This is a genomic window from Streptomyces sp. NPDC025833 (assembly GCF_055558055.1).
The window spans coordinates 56,295-70,524 of the sequence record NZ_JBVHNF010000024.1; the positions used below are offsets into that span (position 1 = coordinate 56,295).

Annotated in this window: 13 protein-coding genes; 11 read left to right on the forward strand and 2 right to left on the reverse strand. The window is 74.2% G+C overall.

Going from position 1 to position 14,230, the window contains the following annotated elements; translation table 11 throughout:
• Positions 1-206 precede the first annotated feature (206 nt).
• The 9 genes from ACZ4K2_RS33335 to ACZ4K2_RS33375 all read left to right on the forward strand — a co-directional run bounded on the left by ACZ4K2_RS33335 (position 207) and on the right by ACZ4K2_RS33375 (position 11,235).
• Positions 207-1,487, forward strand: coding sequence for a geranylgeranyl reductase family protein (locus ACZ4K2_RS33335; RefSeq protein ID WP_467479336.1), 1,281 nt, complete (start codon positions 207-209; stop codon positions 1,485-1,487).
• 248 nt (positions 1,488-1,735) lie between these two features.
• Positions 1,736-2,368 carry an ABC transporter ATP-binding protein gene (locus tag ACZ4K2_RS33340; protein WP_467479334.1) on the forward strand — a complete coding sequence of 211 codons (633 nt, stop codon included), beginning with the start codon at positions 1,736-1,738 and terminating at the stop codon, positions 2,366-2,368.
• Positions 2,365-3,159, forward strand: a complete 795-nt coding sequence (locus ACZ4K2_RS33345) for a hypothetical protein (RefSeq protein WP_467479332.1) — start codon at positions 2,365-2,367, stop codon at positions 3,157-3,159. The genes ACZ4K2_RS33340 and ACZ4K2_RS33345 overlap by 4 nt, the downstream gene beginning before the upstream one ends.
• 316 nt (positions 3,160-3,475) lie before the next feature.
• Positions 3,476-4,513 carry a C40 family peptidase gene (locus ACZ4K2_RS33350; protein WP_467479331.1) on the forward strand — a complete coding sequence of 346 codons (1,038 nt, stop codon included), beginning with the start codon at positions 3,476-3,478 and terminating at the stop codon, positions 4,511-4,513.
• Positions 4,514-5,151: 638 nt separating this feature from the next.
• A complete protein-coding gene (locus ACZ4K2_RS33355; protein WP_467479330.1) occupies positions 5,152-5,997 on the forward strand; it encodes a hypothetical protein in 846 nt (281 codons plus the stop codon).
• Complete coding sequence (locus tag ACZ4K2_RS33360; protein ID WP_467479329.1) at positions 5,994-8,126, forward strand: bifunctional serine/threonine-protein kinase/ABC transporter substrate-binding protein; 2,133 nt, start codon at positions 5,994-5,996, stop codon at positions 8,124-8,126. The genes ACZ4K2_RS33355 and ACZ4K2_RS33360 overlap by 4 nt, the downstream gene beginning before the upstream one ends.
• A 2-nt stretch (positions 8,127-8,128) precedes the next feature.
• Complete coding sequence (locus ACZ4K2_RS33365; protein ID WP_467479327.1) at positions 8,129-10,264, forward strand: bifunctional serine/threonine-protein kinase/ABC transporter substrate-binding protein; 2,136 nt, start codon at positions 8,129-8,131, stop codon at positions 10,262-10,264.
• Between the two features lie 144 nt (positions 10,265-10,408).
• Positions 10,409-10,735, forward strand: a complete 327-nt coding sequence (locus ACZ4K2_RS33370; RefSeq protein ID WP_467479325.1) for a hypothetical protein — start codon at positions 10,409-10,411, stop codon at positions 10,733-10,735.
• Entirely contained in the window at positions 10,732-11,235 is a 504-nt protein-coding gene (locus tag ACZ4K2_RS33375; protein ID WP_467479324.1) for a hypothetical protein, read from the forward strand. The genes ACZ4K2_RS33370 and ACZ4K2_RS33375 overlap by 4 nt, the downstream gene beginning before the upstream one ends.
• 33 nt (positions 11,236-11,268) lie before the next feature.
• Here ACZ4K2_RS33375 and ACZ4K2_RS33380 read toward each other — a convergent pair whose 3' ends face one another.
• Positions 11,269-11,697, reverse strand: a complete 429-nt coding sequence (locus ACZ4K2_RS33380) for an ATP-binding protein (RefSeq protein ID WP_467479396.1) — start codon at positions 11,695-11,697, stop codon at positions 11,269-11,271.
• Positions 11,698-12,182: 485 nt separating this feature from the next.
• On the opposite strand from ACZ4K2_RS33380, the gene ACZ4K2_RS33385 reads away from it, so the two are divergent.
• A complete protein-coding gene (locus ACZ4K2_RS33385; RefSeq protein WP_467479322.1) occupies positions 12,183-12,515 on the forward strand; it encodes an STAS domain-containing protein in 333 nt (110 codons plus the stop codon).
• Between the two features lie 330 nt (positions 12,516-12,845).
• Here the strand turns inward: ACZ4K2_RS33385 and ACZ4K2_RS33390 are convergent, their stop codons facing one another.
• The gene (locus ACZ4K2_RS33390; RefSeq protein ID WP_467479320.1) at positions 12,846-13,412 is read right to left on the reverse strand and encodes a hypothetical protein; all 567 of its coding nucleotides are present in this window, start codon (positions 13,410-13,412) and stop codon (positions 12,846-12,848) included.
• Between the two features lie 451 nt (positions 13,413-13,863).
• On the opposite strand from ACZ4K2_RS33390, the gene ACZ4K2_RS33395 reads away from it, so the two are divergent.
• On the forward strand, positions 13,864-14,214 hold the full coding sequence (locus ACZ4K2_RS33395) for a globin domain-containing protein (protein ID WP_467479318.1): 351 nt from the start codon (positions 13,864-13,866) through the stop codon (positions 14,212-14,214).
• The last annotated feature ends 16 nt before the right edge of the window (positions 14,215-14,230 follow it).

Genomic DNA, 14,230 nt, shown 5'->3' on the forward strand with positions numbered 1-14,230 from the left:
TGACCGGCTGGCCCGGGCGCGTGGGTAGGGCTTCCCGCGATGTCGTCCGCGATCACGGAATCGGTGCGGGCGGCCGCGGCGCGGTCGCCGGCGGGCCGCGCCGTTCGCTCGGGGCACGTACCGTGATGGCGGCGTGACCAAAGCCGCGGGCGCCGGGTTGCACACGGCGGTCCCACCAACCGGCAGCCGTGCCGGACAGATAGGAGATGCCCGTGCTCGACACTGCTCCTGAGGAATCAGCGGACGTCATCGTCGTCGGGGCCGGCCCGGCCGGGTCCACCGCCGCCTACTACCTCGCCACCGCCGGTCACGACGTCCTGCTGCTGGAGAAGGCCGTCTTCCCCCGGGACAAGATCTGCGGGGACGGGCTGACCCCCCGCGCCGTGAAGGAACTGATCGCACTCGGTGTCGACACCGGCGGCGACGGCTGGGTGCGCACCCGGGGGCTGCGGGTCCACGGAGCGGGTGCCACGGTGGAGATGCCCTGGCCCGCGGTGGACTCGTTCCCCGGCTTCGGACTCGTCCGCACCCGGCAGGACTTCGACCGGCTCCTGGCCCACCACGCCGTGGCGGCCGGGGCCCGCCTGCTGGAGGCGACCAAGGTCACCGAGCCGGTCCTCGACGCGGCGACCGGTCGCGTCACCGGCGTGATCGCCGAGCGCGACGGGCGCAGCCGCACCTACCGGGCGCCGCTGGTCGTCGCCGCCGACGGCGCCTCCAGCCGCCTGGCCGTCGCGCTCGGCCTGCACCAGCGCACCGACAGGCCCATGGGCGTGGCCGTACGCCGCTATTACACCGCCGCCCACCGCAACGACGACCACCTGGAGGTCTGGCTCGACCTGAAGACCCGCGACCGGCGCGGCCGCACGTACATGCCGTTCGGTTACGCCTGGATCTTCCCCGTCGGCGACAGCACGTTCAACGTCGGGCTGGGCACCTTCCACGTGGGCCGCAAATCCCACGTCGACCACCGGCGCATGTTCCAGGAGTTCACCCGGCGGCTGCCCGCGGCCTGGCAGTTCGACGACGCGCACGCCGTCGGCCCGGTCCGCGGCGCGCCCCTGCCCGCCGGCTTCAGCAGGGACCCCCAGTACACCCGGGGCGTCCTGCTGACCGGCGACGCCGGGGGGATGATCAACCCGCTCAGCGGCGAGGGCATCGACTACGCCATGGAATCCGGCCGCTTCACCGCCGAGACCGTCACCCGCGCGCTCGCCCAGCCCACCCCCGGCGGACGCGAGGCGGTCCTGCGGTCCTATCCGCAGCTCGTGCGCAGCGCCTACGGCAGCTACTTCACGCTGGGGCGCCTCATCGTCCAGGCCCTCAACAAGCCACCGGTCATGAAGGCCGTCGCCACGAACAGCATGCGCCACCCCGTCCTGCGGAGCCTGATGTTCAAGCTGTGGGCCAACCTGTCCGACCCGCACAGCAAGGACGCGCTCGACCGCGTGATCACCGCCGTGCAGCGCCTCGTGCCGCCGGCCTGACGTCCGTGCGCCCGGCGGGGCAGGGTCTGGGGCGGGCCCGCCGGCCGTGCCCCGGCGGGCGTGTGCGTCGTTGAGGCTCTTGGCCGTGTGCATCCGGCCGCACGCCGTCGCAGGGGAGTTCCGGTGCCAGAGGTGAGTCCACCGCCCGTCGAGCGGGAGAACCGGTGTCCGCGAGGGCGCCGGGGGGCCGACCGCCGCCGCGGCCCGCGGCACGGCCGTGGCGCCGTCGCCGCGGGGCGGGCCCGCGGATGAGGCGGGAGCCGGCCGTGCTGCTGCGCGTGAGCGGGGTGCGCAAGGCCTTCGGTTCCCGGCGGGTGCTGTGCGGGGCCGGCTTCACGGCACGGGCCGGGCAGGTGGTCGGCGTGGTCGGTGAGAACGGTGCCGGCAAGACCACCCTGCTGCGCGTCCTCAGCGGTGACCTGCCTCCCGACGAAGGCCGCGTCGACCTGGCGGGCCGGTGCGGCTACTGCCCCCAGCAGCCGGTCCTCGACGCGGAGCTGACCGTACGCCAGCACCTGCGGCTGTTCCAGATCGCCTACCGGCTGCCCCACCTCGCGCGCGCCGAGCGGCTCGTCGAGATCCTGTCGCTCACGGCCTACCGCGACGAGCCGGTGCGGATCCTCAGCGGCGGCACGCAGCAGAAGCTGAACCTGGTGCTGGCCTTGATGCACGACCCGGAGGTGCTGCTGCTGGACGAGCCCTACCAGGGGTTCGACTGGGAGACGTACCTGCGGTTCTGGGAGGTCACCGAGGAGCTGAAGAGCCGGGGCCGCGGCGTGGTCATCGTCTCCCACCTCGCGCACGACACCGCTCGGCTGGACACGGTGTACCGCCTGCGGGACGGGCTCCTGCACGCCGGGCCCGCGGCGGGCACCGCGTGAGCGCCTTCCTCACCGCCTGCCGGTACGGCCTGCTGGCCATGGCGAAGAACCGGCTGGCGGCCGTGCTCCTGGTCGTGTTCATCCCGCTGTGGATCACCGTGGCCAAGACCGTCACCACGCCCAGGAGGTTCCCCTTCCGGCTGCGGGCCACCGGCACCTGGCTGCATGCCGGCGGCGACGAGATCACCATGATCAGCGGCTCGTTGAACGCCGTGTCCCTGCTGGTGGGCTTCCTGATGTTCAGCACCGCCCGCCGCACCCGGGCCTTCGACCGGCGTCTGGCGGCGGCCGGCTATCCCCGTACCGCGCTGATCGCGGCCAAGCTCACGGCCCTGCTCACCGCCGCCGTCTTCGTCAGCGCGTACGCCACCGGCTGGATGCTGGTCTTCTGGTCCCCCGCCCAGCCCGTGCTGCTCGGCGTCGCCGTCCTGGCCGTCGCCCTGGTCTACGGCGTCATGGGCACCTGCCTGGCCGTCTTCCTGCCCGGCGAAGTCGAAGGGCTGGTCACCATCATCATGGTCAGCATCATCGACCTGGCCCCGCAGAACCCCGTCGCCGCCACCACCGCCGACAACGCCCTGGTGGAACTGCTCCCCAGCTACGGTTCCCTCCAGACCAGCCTCGCCGCCGGCTACACCCACCAGACCGTCCTGACCCCGCTCACCCACAGTGCCGCGTGGCTGGCCGCCCTCGCCGCCACCAGCGTCGCCGCCTTCACCCGCCGCACCCGTACGTACCCGACCTCGTCCCCGGACGCACCGGGCGGAAGGCGGAAGGGCAGGCGCCGCTGACCGGGTCCGGAGCGCCTGCCGGCCGCCGCCAGGCGGTCGCCGCGGCCCGGGCCCGTGTCGGGGTGTTAATTCTGCCGGTGGTTCTGCATGGTCCCGCCCCACATGCCCGTGATCGACTTGCCGGGGGTGCGGGGACGCCGGTTCCCCCTCCCCCTTTCGCAGGTCCGTGCCACCGGGGAGAGGAGCATGCGCGTACGGCGACCGCCCGCACGATGCCCGCCCCGCGACGACGAGGTCCCCGAAAGCCGTCTCGCCCCACCCCCGCTCAGGCCGTCGACACATCGGCCGGCGGCAGAAGGAACAGGAGTCCGACCCTGTGACGTCCCATCGACGACCCAGACAACCGAGCCGTACGCGCGTGACCGTGCTGACCACGGCAGCAGCAGCCGCCGTCGCCCTGAGCGCGAACGCCGCCGACGCCACGCCGGGGCAGCGGTCCGGCAAGGACGAGGTCCAGGCGAAGGTCGACAAGCTCTACGAGCAGGCGGAGCAGGCCACCGAGAAGTACAACGGGGCCAACGAGAAGCAGCGGAAGCTGCAGAAGGAGATCTCCACCGTCCAGGACCGCGTCGCGCGCGGCCGGCAGGAACTGAACGTGCTGCGTGACGGCCTGGGTTCACTGGCCACCGCCCAGTACCGCTCCGGGGGCATCGACCCCGCGGTGCAGCTCCTGCTCTCCTCGGACCCGGACGGCTTCCTCGCCCGGGCGTCCACCCTGGACCAGTTGAGCGGCCAGCAGGTCGACGCCCTGCGGAAGATCCAGGACAAGCAGCGGCAACTCGCCCAGGAGCGTGCCAAGGCCACCGAGAAGCTCCGGGACCTCGTCACCACCCGCACCGAGCTGGGCGAGAGGAAGAAGGAGGTGCAGGGCAAGCTCGCCGAGGCGCAGAAGCTGCTCAACACCCTGACCGCGCAGGAGAAGGCGGCCCTCGCCGCCGAGCAGCAGCGCGCCAGCCGCGCCTCCACCGAGCGGGTGGAGCTCGACCCCGGCACCCCCGCGTCCGGCCGGGCAGCCGCCGCGTTCGCCGCCGCCCAGACCCAGCTAGGCAAGCCCTACGTCCGCGGTGCCACCGGCCCGTCCTCGTACGACTGCTCGGGCCTGACCTCCTGGGCCTACGCCCAGGCGCAGGTCTCCATACCGCGCACCTCCGAGGCCCAGTCGGGCATCGGGACGCGCCTGACGCGAAGCCAGCTCCAGGTGGGCGACCTGGTGGTCTTCTTCAACGACCTGCACCACGTGGGCCTGTACGCGGGCAACGGGCAGATCCTGCACGCCCCGCGCACGGGCACGGTCGTCCGGTACGAGTCGATGGACACCATCGGCGGACCGTTCATGTTCGGCGTCCGCGTCTGACGTGACGGTCCACCGTCCCCCCGGCTGACGGGCAGCGTCCCGATCCGCCGACGGGCCGCGTCCCGGCGAGCGTCCGGTCGGCCGCGTACCGCACGGCCGGCCGGGCGCCTGCGCGGTGTGCCCGCCCGGACCGGCGGGCACCGCCCGCGGAGAGCGGCCACGGCCGTCGTCGCGAGGTGGAGGCGGACCACCCGCACCTGCTCCACGCGGAGTCGCCCTGGACGCCGCCGCTCACGGTGCCGAAGGCCGGGGCGGCGTCAGCACCTCCAGTCGCCGCGCGGCAGGAGCGACCTGTACGGGTGGAAGGTCGTCGACACCTTGCCGCCCGGCTTCACGACCTCCCCGCCCCCACACGCAGAAGTGCTCCACGTGGCAGGGTTCCGCAGCCTTCGGCTTCGACGCGGCCACGGCGGCCGGTGCGGTGTATCAGGGGACGCGGGCCGGGGAATGTCTCGGCCGTGGAACCGGACGGATACGCTGAACGACCCTGTACAGGTGCGGAGTTACCTGTTCACACCGGCGTGCGGACGCCGACGGTCCACCACCCCGGCGGCTCCCGCCCGATGACGGGCACGGGCTGTCCAGGTGGTCGACTTCGGTGCGGTACGGGCGAGTCGGTCGAAGCGGAACGGAGAACAGTGGGACACACAGGGGGGAGACGGCGGGGTGGGCGCACCGGCGCCGCGCTGGCCGTCTGCGGGGTGCTGCTCGCGGGATGTTCCGGCGGCGGCCACGGATCCGGCGCGACGGCCACGACGAGCCCGGCCGCGTCCACCACCGTGTCCGCGCCCGCCGGTGGCGGGGGCGACGCCGTGCCCGCCGGCGGCGGAGGCAGGTCGCCCTTCCGGGCCGACCCCGCACGGCTGCCGAGGACCAGGCCGGCCGCGCTGGAGTGGCTCCGGACCGTCACCGTCGGCCCGGAAGGCTTCGGCCCCGGCTACGTGCGGCGCACCCCGTACGAGAGCGACCCGGGCGACTGGCCGGTGCTCGACACCGGTTGTGTCTGGCGGCAGCAGCCGCTCCCCCGCGACGTACTGGGCAGCCTCAGCCGGTACAGCAGGCTGCCTGCGGCCGGCGGGAAGGGCGAGGTCCACACCACGGCGACCGTCACCGTGCACCGCACCGTCGCGCAGGCCGACTGGGAGATCGCCGGGACCCTGGAGGAGGCGCTGCGCTGTCCCGACCAGCAACTGCGCGCTGCCGAGCGGATCTCCGGACTGAACTCGGTCGGCTCCGGCTACGGCACCAACGACAACCTGGCCGCCGACGACGTGGTGATGGAGCTGGGCGAGTACGTCAATCCCGCCCTCGGCCGGGGCCCGCTGACCTACGCCTGGTACCAGGTGCGGCTCGGTCCCGTCACCATCGCCGTCGCGGTCCAGGGCGGCCGGGGACTCGCCCAGGGCGACCTGATGACGGTGGCGGCGCAGGCGGTGGCGGACATGGAGACGAAGGTGCGCGACACACTGGGAGCGATGAGGTGACCGACCGTACGCTGCGGCCGTCCGACCCGGCTTTCGTCGGTGGCCACCGGCTGCTCGCCCGGCTCGGCGAGGGCGGGATGGGCGTCGTCTACCTGGGCCGGACGGAGTCGGGGGCGCTCGCCGCCGTCAAGGTGATCCAGGCCGCCTACGGAGAGGACGAGGAGTTCCGCGCCCGGTTCCGCCGCGAGGTGCGGGCCGCGCGGGGGGTGGACAGTCCGTGGGTGGTGAAGGTTACCGGAGCCGACCCGGAGGCCGGACAGCCGTGGCTGGCCACCGCGTTCGAGCCGGGCCCCTCCCTCGCCGAGGCGGTCGGCACGCTCGGTCCGCTGCCGCCGCGGGCGGTACGGGTGCTGGGCAAGCTGCTGGCACGGGCGCTGACCGCCGTGCACGCGACCGGCCTGGTGCACCGCGATGTCAAGCCGGGCAACATCCTGCTGGCCGCCGACGGGCCGCGGCTGATCGACTTCGGCATCGCCAGGGCCCCGCACGACACGGCCCTCACCTCCACCGGTCTCGTGATCGGGACGCCCGGCTTCCTCTCCCCCGAGCAGGCGGCCGGCGGCACGTCGCTGTCGCCGGCGAGCGATGTCTTCTCGCTGGGCTGTGTGCTGGCGTACGCGGCGACGGGACGTCTGCCGTTCGGTGCCGGGGCGGCCGACGCGCTGCTGTACCGGACCGTGCACGACGACCCCGACCTGGGCGGGGTGGAGCCGGAGCTGGCCGACGTCCTGCTGCGGTGCCTCGCCAAGGACCCCGCGGACCGGCCCACGCCCGCCGAACTGGACGCGGCGCTGGTCGAGGACGTGCCGTCGGGCACCGCGGACTGGCTGCCCCCGGACATGGTCCGGATGGTCGCCGAGCGGTCGGCGCGGATGCTCGCCCTGCCCGAGATCGAGGCCACCCGAGCCGAGCCGCCGGCCGCCACCGGACCGTCCCGCCGCTCCCTGTTCACCGCCGCGTTCACCGGGGCCGCCGCGCTCGCCGTCGGCGGCGGGGCGGCGGCCTGGGCGGCGCTGCGCGGCCGGAGCGGCGGGCCGGCGAAGCCGGCCGCGCCCGCGCGGGCGATCGGGGTGCAGGCCGACCTCAGCGGCCCGGGGAAGGCGGCCGGGCAGGCCCAGCTCCAGGGCGCCCAGCTCGCCGTCGAGCAGTTCAACGCACGCCGCGACAGGCCGTTCACGCTGCACCTGCGCAGCGCGGACGACGGCGGCAGCCCCGACCGCGCACCCGCAGCGGCACGCCGGCTGGCCGACGACGACGGCGTGCTGGCGGTGATCGGGTCCAGTACCGACCTGACGACGAGGGCCGCGCTCGCCGTCTACGACGCCGCGCTGCTGCCGGTGCTCACCATGTCCGCCGGGCAGAACCTGTACCGGAACGTCCGCTCCTTCGTGCGCGGCCGACCGTTGCACAACGCGGTCGCGATGAAGCTGGTGTTCCACTGGGCGGCGACGAGCGCGGCGGCACCCGTCGGCCTCCTGATGGACCGCAGCGGTGGCGACCTGTCCTGGATGACCGTCCAGATGGCCAACGCCCTCGTCCGGACGTACGACCGCACCACGCACCCCCGGGTCGTGCCGCCCGGGACGAGGGACCTGCGGCCCGTCCTTGACGAGATGCGCTCCGCGGGCATCCGGGCCTTCGTGTACGCGGGCCCGCTGGACGGCGCGATCCGAGCGGCCCGCGGCCTGGCCGGTTTCACCGGACCCAGGTACGCGGCGGAGCCCGCCCTCGACGCCCGGTTCGCCGCCGAACCGGCCGCCGCGGGCTGGACGGTGCTGGCCAGCGCCATCGGCCCCGGCGCGGTCGGGGTCCGCCGCTTCGCCGAGGCGTTCCGCGCCCGCCACGGCCACCCACCCGGCTTCTGGGCCGCCGAGGGGTACGACGCGGCGAACCTGCTGATCGGGCGGCTCACGGCGGCCGGGAGCGCGCGGCCGGCCCGCAAGTCGCTGATCGCGCCGCTCCAGAAAGTGAAGTACCGCGGGATCACGAGGGACTTCGTCTTCGACTCGAAGACGGTGGGCACGCCCATGCTGGCCACGCCCGCCAGCTTCGTCCACCAGGTCCGTGACGGCGCCTTCGACTACCTGGGCCCGGCGCCGGACAAGGCCGTTCCGCTGAAGGCAGGCTGACGGTGCGTCCGCTGACCGCGGGCGACCCGGAGTCCGTCGGCGGGTACCGGCTGCTCGCCCGGATCGGGGCCGGGGGCATGGGCGTGGTCTATCTCGCCCGGTCCCCGGGCGGCGCGCTGGCCGCCGTGAAGGTGATCCGCGCCGAGCACGCCGCCGACCCCGGGTTCCGGGCGCGGTTCCGGCGGGAGGCGGAGGCGGCGGCCCGGATCGACGGGCGCTGGACGGTACCCGTGCTGGCCGCCGACCCGGAGGCGGCCCAGCCGTGGCTCGCCACCGGCTTCGTGCCCGGCCCCTCGCTCGGCGAAATCGTGGCCGGGCACGGCCCGTTGCCGCCGGACACCGTGCGCGCGCTGGGCGCCCGGCTCACCGAGGCGCTCGCCGCCGTGCACGCGGCCGGGCTCGTCCACCGCGACATCAAGCCCGGCAATGTGCTGCTCGCGCTGAACGGGCCCCGGCTGATCGACTTCGGCATCGCCCGGACGGGCGGCGCGACCGCTCTGACCCGGACCGACGCGGTCATCGGCACGCCCGGTTACCTCTCGCCCGAGCAGGCGCGGGCCCGGGGCGGTGAAGCGGGGCCGCCGAGCGATGTGTTCTCGCTGGGCTGTCTGCTGGCCTACGCGGCCTCGGGGCGGGCGCCGTTCGGCAGGGGTGTGGCGGCGGCGGTGATCTTCCGTACGATCCACGAGGCCCCGGACCTCTCCGGGGTCCCCGACGCCTCCCTGCGCGCGCTGATCGCGGAGTGCCTGGCGAAGGACCCCGCCGACCGCCCCACGGTCCCGGAACTCCGCACGGCACTGGGTGACTTCGGCACCGACGGCTGGCTGCCGCCCGGCCTGCCCGCCCTCATCGCCGAACGCTCCGCGCGGGTCCTGGACCTGCCCGAACCGGAACGGACGGTACCGGAGGGGCCGGAACCGCCGACGTCGTCGGCCGAACCGACCCGGCGCCGCTTCCTGCTGCTGGGCACCTCGGCGGCCGGCGTCCTGGCGGGCGGCGCCGCCTGGTACGCCACCACCCGCCCCACCGGGCGCACCCCTGCCGTCCCCACCCGTACGCTCGCCGTCCATGCCGATCTCAGCGGCCCCGGCAAAGCCGTGGGCGTGGGGATCGAGCAGGCCGTCCGGCTCGCCGTCGCGCAGCACAACGCGCGCACGGACCGCACGTTCGGCCTCGCGCTCCAGGTGCACGACGACCGCGGGCAGGCCGCCCGCTCCCAGGCGGTGGCCCGGCGCATCGCCGCCGACGGCCGGGTGTGCGCGGTCATCGGCCCGTCCTCGGACGCCACCGCGCTCGCCGCCCGCGACGTCTACACACGGGCGTCGCTGCCGATGGTGACCGCCTGGGCCGGCTCCACCGACCTGTACGACACCGTGTCGATCAGCCATCCGACCGTGTTCCAGCTCCGGCCTGCCGACGTCGCGATCGCCACTCCCCTGTTCCGCTACCTGACCGGCATCCGGCCGACCGGCCGCTGGACCCTGATCGAGGACAAGGCGGACCCGGCCTTCAGCTGGTGGGTCGCCAAGCCGCTGCGGAACAACGCCCCGGCCCACGGCTCGGTCGTCACCCGGACGGTCGCCGCCGGCAGCGACGACTTCCGCCCCGCCGTCGCCGCCGCGCTCGCCGCCCGCGCCCAGGCGGTCGTCTACTGCGGGAACTCACCGCACCGGGCCGCGGCCTGCGCCCGGGCGCTGCGGGCGGCCGGTTTCACCGGCACGGCCGCGGCGGCCCAGCCGGTCCTCGACCCTGCGTTCCTGTCCGCGGCCGGTGCCGCGGCCGAGGGCTGGGTGTTCGCGTCGACCTGGGTGGACCCGGCGCGCCTGGCCTCGGCCAAGGCGTTCGCACGGGCCTTCACCGGGCGGTACGGCGTGCGGAGCGTCCCGGCCGGTGCGGCCGAAGCCTACGACGCCCTCGGTCTCGTGGCCCACGGCCTCACCGCGTCCGGGACGGGCCCGGTGGACCCGGGCGCCCTGGCCCACCGGCTGCGGTCGATGTCCTACCGGGGCATCACCCGCACCTTCTCCTTCGACGCCTCGACCGGCACGGTGGATCTGAACCCCGGCCTGTTCCTCTGGCGGGTACGGCACGGCAGGCCGGACTTCCTCGGCCAGTACCAGCAGGTCAGAGGCGCGTGACGCGTGGAGTGCCGCTTCCGGGCAGGAGGTCGCCCAGAACGGCGCGGCGCCGATGCCGACGTCGGGCGCGTGCCAGCGCCTTGGCCGGGTCGCCATCACCCTCGCCAGGCCGCGGATCACCAACGCCCGCCGGACCGCGACCTGTTGACCCGGCCGACGGGCCAGGGTGCCCGTGCTCACCTGTCGGCGGCGGGGACGGTGCCGGGGGCGCTCGACCGCTTGCAGGAAGTGGTGGAGCCCGCCCGCCGCCGCGTCGCCGAGGTGCTGGCCCGCTACACCCCCGAGCAACGCGAGCTCCTCTTGGACTACTTCCGGCAGGCCGCACCCGCCTTCCGCGCGGCAACCGAGGAGATCCGGCAGGCGACCCCGCCGCGGCGCAGGAAGGCCACCGGGAACAAGGCCGAAGCTGACACGGCGGGGCAGACGGCGCGACCGCTCCGTCCGTCGGCGCAGAGAGGGAGTCACCGTTGACCGTCGCGAAACGAGTTCACCGAGGGCTCGTCCTGCCTCTCGCCCTTGGCATCCTCGGGGCCGGGGCGGGCTGCGGCCTCGTGCCCTCCGACCCCGCCGACCCGGTACTGTTCGGTGCCCGCGCCGGCGGCGGGTCCATCACCGTGAAGATCCCGCTGTGCCCGTCGGACCGGTTGGTGCGGGTCCAGGTGTACGACTTCGACCGGCCCGACGAGTCGGTGCCGGCGGTGTGGTCGGCATCCGGACTCGGGACGAACCGGGTGAAGGACGGATTCGTGGAGCTGTGGACGGGAGAGGGGTTCGCCCGCCACACCCCTCGGCCGACGCACGTGCCACGCAACCTCGACGTCGGCTACACCGACGCCTCGGGCGATGGTCGCGGCGACGTCCTGCCGTTGCGGGAGATCACCGGCGCGCACCTGCGCTCCGGCGAGTTCTGGACCGCTGACGGTCCCGCGACCGCGGCGTCGATCGACGCACAGCTCGACTGCGACCGGTGAACGGGAACCGGCCACGTCGCGCCGACGGCCGTTCTACAGGGGCAGGCGTCCGCTGACGGCGCCGCCGGGGTCGTCGGCCAGGGCGATGCGGGCGGTGATGCGCTTGCCGACCGGCTCGCGCCGCGCTTCGAAGCCCTGGGCGACCGCCATCACGATCTCCAGACCGTGCTGGCCGACCCGGCCGACGTCGGCGGCGCGGGCGACGGGCAGTACCGGGTCGGAGTCCCACACCCCGATCTCGATCACGTCGCCGAGGACACGCAGGTCCAGCAGTACGAGGCCGGGGGCGTACTTGCGGGCGTTGGTGACCAGCTCGCTCACCACCAGCCGGGTGAGGTCCATGGCACGCTGCGAGACGGGCAGCCCTTGATCGGCCTGGATGCGGGTGAGGAAGGCGGTGGCCAGCTGACGGGCCTGGGCGATGACCGCACCGTCTCCGTCCAGGGCCACCGTGGTCCGCATCGCCTGCTCGGCCAGCGTGACGCACTCCTCGCCCGCGGGCACTGAATACCGGGCAACCGCCTTCGAAATGGGTTTCACGTCGCCGCGTGTACCCGGCTCCGGCAGAACAACACCTGGTGAATTCTCCGTCCGGCCGGAACGGCGGACCGCCCGCTCCGACCGGCCGGGACCCGAGCCGAGCCGCTCGGCGCCCCGCGACCTCTCGCCCCCGCGCTCGGACCGTCGTCCGGAACGCCCCCGGGCCCCGGACGCCGGAGTGCTCCGGCGACTGGTGCCGGCCGTCCTGCCTGTGCGACGCTCGGAGCAATACCAGCCTGGTCTGGTGAGAGGCCCCGCGCGGCCTTCGGAGATCACCACCCCGGTGACCGGGGCGCGGTGCGGGTTTGTCTCGCTCGGCTGTACGCGGCCCCATGTCGCGTTCTTGGCGCCCCTCCCGCGTGGAGGGCGTGATGGGCTCGACCCCGTGAATGCGAGGGGCGAACCGAATGAGCGACTTCACCGTCGTCACCCAGCAGCACATCGACCGTACTGTGATCACCGTCAGCGGAGAGATGGACCTGCACACCTCCCCCCGGCTGGCGCACACCGCGGCCGGCATCCCGAGGAGCGGCAAACCGCTCAGCCTCGATCTGACGGACGTGCCCTTCATGGACTCCAGCGGGCTGACCCTCCTGATGCGCCTGCGCCAGCGCGCGGACGCCGATGGCGCCCTCCTCTCCGTCACCGGCCTCCAGCCCCAGCTCACGCGCCTGCTGGAGCTGACGGGTACCTACGACCTCCTCACCGACGACACCCCGACCGAGGCCCACGCCGACTGACAAGTCCGGCCGGGGCGCGCCGGGACCGGATCGGCAGACGGCCGACGATCCCGCGGAGGCCTGGGGACACGGGCGGGCCCGGCCGCCCTCCCTCGGCGGAGACGGCGGCAGCGCGCCGAGAACGGCCTGAAGTCGAGGACTTCGTCCGGCCCGAGGGCCGGCGGGCTGAGCCGGGACCGGGTCCCGCGGGAGCCGGGCGGGCCTGCGCGCCCGCGGCCCCGGGGGTGTGACGCCGGGCGGGCGCGAGCCCTGCGGGGAGCGGTAGGCCAAGGGGCGTGGATCGAGGGGCGTCGCGGAACACGGACGGCGTACGCCGGGACGCGCCGGGGTTCAGCGTCGGCCCGGACGCCGGCCGCGCTGAGGGGGCCGTCCGGACCGTCGCGCGGGCGCGGGGCGCTCCTCCTCGGCTCCCGCCGCGGCGGGAGAGGAGAAACCGCCGGGGACCCCCGGCAGCGCGGGCACCGGGACCGGCGGTGCCGACTGCTCGACGGTGCGGTGCACCCGCTCGGCACGGGCGACGACGGTGGCGTTCGGGATCAGCGGTGCGCACGCCGCGCAGACCTCTTCCACGCTCCAGACCTGGCCCACACTCGGGTCGTGCCGCAGGATCAGCACCACCGTGCCGGCGCAGTGGACCGTGCCCGGGTGCGCGGAGCACTGCTGGGAACCGCAGTGGCAGAACGCGTTGGGGCGGACGGTGGCCGCCTTCGCGTGAGCGGCGGCGTGCCGGACGGCGAAGGCCCGCAGGGCGGGGAGGTCCCGGGTGCGCGGCGGCATCCTGCAGCCTTCCCGGCTGCAGGAAAGGGTGGCGGTGTGGTCGCGGTGCCCGGTGAGCCGGATCGTCCAGGCGCGCCCGGGGACCCGCTCGGCACGGGGTTCGCTGTACGCGGTCGTCACAACAACGGCCGTCCATTCTGAGTAGCTCGGAAGTATGCGTTCACTATGAGCTACCCACGAGACGGCCACGCACCGGTTTTCGACCGGCCGGGCGCGATCCGGACTCTCCCGCCTCCGAAGTCGTCCGAATCCCCCTGGGAGCAGTCTCGCAGGAGGGTTCGCCGGCCAGGCTCGACCACCGGCCGGCGGCGGACCGACTCGCCCCCACCAGCGAACACACCGCGCTCCGCCCGCCGTCACTCCGCAAACCGCACAGTCGTCGAAATTCCCGGATGAAATGTCAGACGTGTGTCGGGAATGCGGGAGAAAGCAGACGGTCACCAACAGAACGGTTGCATCCCGGCCCCAACTTGTTCGATTAGCAAGCCTGTGGCTACAGTCGGCCGCCGTGATCGCAGACCTCTCACTCATCCGGAGCAGCTTCGCGGCTGTTCAGCCCCACGGTCTCCAAGTGACCGCCTACTTCTACGACCATCTGTTCGCCCGCCACCCAGATGTGCGCCACCTGTTCGCCCCGCACCTCGACGAGCAGCGCGACCGCCTGTGGGCGGCGCTGGGTGCCCTGGTCGCCAACCTGGAGAACGCGGACGCGCTGTCCGAGATGCTGCACAACCTGGGGCGTCGCCACGTGGGGTACGGGGCGCTGCCCGAGCACTACCCGGCCGTGGGGGCCAGCCTGATCGCCACCTTGCGCCACTACGCGGGCGAGGCGTGGACACCGGACGCCGAGAAGGCGTGGACGGCGCTCTACGACGTGATCAGCAGCACCATGATCTCGGCCGGCCCGGTCACCGCGAGTTGACGAGGCCGCCGGCGGC